The organism is Endozoicomonas arenosclerae (assembly GCF_001562015.1).
Classification (GTDB): domain Bacteria; phylum Pseudomonadota; class Gammaproteobacteria; order Pseudomonadales; family Endozoicomonadaceae; genus Endozoicomonas_A; species Endozoicomonas_A arenosclerae.
Map to the genome: position 1 here is coordinate 1 of NZ_LASA01000201.1, position 4,168 is coordinate 4,168.

Here is a 4,168-nt window from a genome sequence, read left to right on the forward strand (position 1 = left end):
ATATTAAAGATATATTAACTCTGGATAAAAAAAATGAGGATGAGCCCGAACGCCTTGATATGGAGGTCTCCTCGCGCAGTGCTGAGCATCAGTTTTTACTGGGTCTGGGGTTTAGTGTTGAAGTTGTTAAAACCAGTGATGGTCAGACGATTTACATCCTTAGGGACAGGGAAGGGAGTGTCATTAAGCTCAGTCATGAAGAAGTGGTTCGCTGGTTGAGCCTGCTTTTTGAGTATCAATTGGCTAAAGCTTTACCTCAGTATTTTGGACTGAATTTGCCAGCGGGAGGTGGAGATGAACCTAGCAGCTGGCAGGCTGAACATCGTACAGTTCCCTGGGCTATCCTCCGAAAAATAGATTCTCTCTTACGCGAGTATGCCATCAAAGAGGCTTGGGAAAAGCTCAGAGAGCAATATAAAAATAAGATACGCACCGTTCCTGTTGAAAGGAAAGAGAAAAACGAGAAAAGAGAGGTTGAAGTCCCAGCTATCAGAGAAGACGGACAATTAGGAGAGGCCGAAGCAGTAAGGAATGATCCACTGGTTGTTAAAGCTGCCTCTGGTGAGCCGGAAGGAGGCAACCCATACCCGGGAAGTGAAACTGGGTCTACAAGTACCCCTCCTGATTCACCGGATGAATCATTATTGGCGGGATTACTACGAAAAAAACTGAGACCAATTTTGGGTTCATGGCATCGCTCCATTTTTGAAGCCATGTATCCAGATATTGAACTCAGAGGTAAAAAAACCAAGCAGATGGCGTTTTCTCTGCGAGCAAACAAAACGCTTGAAGATAAAAAAGGGTTTCAACCTAAAGACCCATTATCTCTCTGGACTGAGTTGCGTTTGTCCCATTCAAACTTTGATCTGAGTAGCTTCCATCATTTAATCCTGATCAGTGAGTTACTTGAACAGGATTTGGTTGTTTTTCTGGTCAGGTCAGGTTTGGACGACGAAGTGTATCGATATAAAAGAATAGATGAATCGACCCATAAAGTGTGGTTGCAGGAAGCTGAAGAGGCTCTTTATCAGGATGCCGATATTTTCCTGGCTTACGATGGCTCCCAATGGATTCGGTTGTATCAGGAAGGGCCGGATGGAGAGCTTCTGATACCTGAAGAGATGTTAGCTTCTCCTACGGAATCTATTGTCAGGCCCCAATATACAGTCCGAAAATACATACCGGAAACGGATGAAAGCATTGTTAATACTTTTCAAAAATTGATTCCAGACGCGTCCAAAATCGAGATTGAGGAGGAGATTAAGTCAAGGCTAAAGGAAGGATCTGAGCATTCCGATTCAGGTGTGACTTCCGAGGTTCAGAAAAGGCTCTTTCATGCAGGGCTGATTGCCTATCAGGCTTCTGATCGGAGCAGTTCTGAAACCGTATTAATGTTTAGTAAAACGCTCCTGGAAATGATAGAAGGTTTCTGGGAAGTCAATCGAACCCGATTGACGGTTACTGGTTCTTTGATTTATGCCCCTGAATTAGTGGGTGTTATCGAAGAAGGTATTCAATTGTCTAAAGAGAAGCGCTTGGATCTTACACTGGGGGCCATTCCATCGAGTCTCTTTTCTCCTGCCTTTCTTTCTCTCGCTATGCCTGTACTGATGGACGTTATTGAGGTGCGTTTTCAGTTGTTCCATATCCTTGGAGAGGTGTTAAGCCGACCGACCTTTCTTGGAATGAATAATGCTTTCGTCTATGGCGGCATGGCAAACAGAAGTCATTTGATAGCGAATTTAAGTGGAGATAACAAAGCTCTGGAATTACAGATTCCTGCTGTGAATGATATTGATTTGATGGTGAGTGAATCCGACTTGATTCAACCACTAATGCAATCATTCATCGAAATGGTTCGCTCACGCTATCCTGATCTTATGATTGAAGGACCTGATCCGGTTGCCGTTGATTCCGAGGGTCTGGAGACCAAAAAACTCAAGATCAGAACTGCAAACACCCGAATATTTACCCTCGATGTCAGTACTCAGGTTGTGAGTGAACCTGCACTGTTTCAGGGAGTCAGCCTGAATCACTTACCCATTCAAGGCATGAGTCATGAGCCAGCTCATGATGTTGCTTTTCCCATGATTAATCTATGGCTGTTGATCGACAAGTTGCTTTCAGAGGCGAGTGAGTATTCAGAGAGTGAAGGGGCTATTGCCCAGTATCGGATTGAGAAGGCCAGAAGCAGTTTACAAATACTCACGCGGAGTAATCAGGGAATTGCCAGTACCATCCGCAGAAAATATGGAGACGATCTGGCCACCAGATTGGACCTTGCCGAGGAAGCACCTGTTGATAGCGAACAGCCCGATCATGTTGAGGCCTCTCGTATAGACAATCAGGATGATGTCACTCATCAGGAGAAACACCATGAGGAAGTATCTGATGATTCAGGGTTTGCTTCCCGTCAGGATCCCGAAAGCGCAGGAGGCTCTTCAGTCTGTATCAGTCCCTCTGAACCAGAAAGTGATCTGAAAGAGGAGGGGAGTTGTGTCAAACAGGCCCATTCGCCAAAGAAACCACGCTCCAGAGAGAGGCGGCAAAGACCAAAGAGGGAAGTCGTTAAAAAGGAGAGAGAAGAGCCTGAAGCAGCCCCGTTGCCTGTTCATTCAGAAGCAAAGGAGTATAAAACGGTCTCTCCAGAATTGATGGAGCAAGTCCGAAAAGATCTGGAAGAGCGGGTAGCCCGAGAGAAAGAAGTTACCTCTGGACCTTCTGATGATTTACGAAAGCCTTCCCAGTTCGGGAATTACTTTGAAAACATTGAAGATGAATTCTGGAAACTGGCCTGGATAAAAGAAGGCGATTTTGAAGATCAGAAATGGTTTATTCAATCCATCCTTCCTGAAAAACAGGGCAAGCTCTGGCTCTGGGAGGCATTGCGACACTCCTCCATGGGGGAGATAGAGGGACGTTTCCAATTAAGAGGTCTGTTTGCCAATCAAAAAGCTTTCAGGCGACTGCTGGTGGCTCATGAACTTTACAACCCGGTAGCCGGTTTTCTTATTAACTGGATCTTTCTTGCTGATCAGGTAGGGCTGTATCGCGATCATTACATGAGGCAGTCCGCACTGAGTTTCAAACCCGCCAGGCAGGAATTGATCAAGAACATGATTAATCCCGATCACAGTCACTTTGATCCCCAAGGGCTGGTGAAGGTCTGGCGAATAGCCCATGGCAGAAAGCAGGCTGAGTTTTCAATCGACATTCTGGAAAGCAGACAGGAAAGGACTCCAAGAGAGCTGGCCGTTGAGCAGGCTCTTGATCTACTGGCAGATGGTTCGGCATCTGAGCAGGCGGCAGCCTGGTTATTGAGTGTGCTTGAAGTGGGTGATGGTTTTCACCCCGGTGTAGCAGGAATTCTCATGGCAGCAGGGATGGAAAGTTATTTACCTGCGGAGTGGTTTCAAACGTCTCAATACGAAGCGGATACGGATGTAGAGCAGTGGCTCTTTTCATGGGCAAAAGGCAGACAGCCCGAAGCCGTTATGGATGTATACAGTGTTGCTGCAGAGACGCTGGCGAAAAGCCAGGACAAGCACTTACTCAAGGTACTTTCAGAAGCGAAGGCTATTTTCTCTAGCCTGAGCCGAGACTGGTTTCAAATGCTGATGTATTCCGGACAAATGCTGGATCTTCGCCAGTGGGAGCGACTCTATGAAATATTGATGAGCAGCAAGCCTACGGATGAACAGCTGGCTCATCTCGATTTTCTTAAGCGACAGATACAACTGTTGGATCCTGAAAAAGTGCCTCAATACCTTCAGGACCGAAGAGGATACAAGCGCAGTTGTGAGCTGCAGGAGGAGAAGGTCGTTGGGGAAATGAAGAGTGAGGGGTATAAAAATGCCCGGACTTTATTCAGGCAAACCGTTGAATTTAAAGATAGCTTCAAGCTAAGAGATCGGATTCTGGTGGCACGTCTGGTTGAATCTCTACGGGTCATATTCCCCGCAGCTTGCTGCGTTTCTGCGGCATTAGCCGCAGCATGAACTTGTGACTACATTTTGTGGATGGCTAAAAGTAGGTTCATCCACAAATCCCACAATGTCACTGTTCTTATGTATCACTTGGTCTGTCCAGCAAAGTATCGAAGAGTGGTCTTTAGCGATGAAGTAGACAAGACGTTGAAGGAGGTATGCTTGGCTATCTCAGAGCGTTA

At 46.2% G+C, this 4,168-nt stretch carries 2 protein-coding genes; both read left to right on the forward strand.

Annotated elements, in window-relative coordinates; translation table 11 throughout:
• Positions 1-3,998 (forward strand): hypothetical protein (locus tag WG89_RS31440; protein WP_172806938.1); only part of this gene is annotated, 3,998 nt, incomplete at its 5' end.
• A 21-nt stretch (positions 3,999-4,019) separates the two neighbouring features.
• On the forward strand, positions 4,020-4,168 hold a 149-nt coding region (locus tag WG89_RS29805; protein WP_172806939.1), incomplete at its 3' end, for a transposase.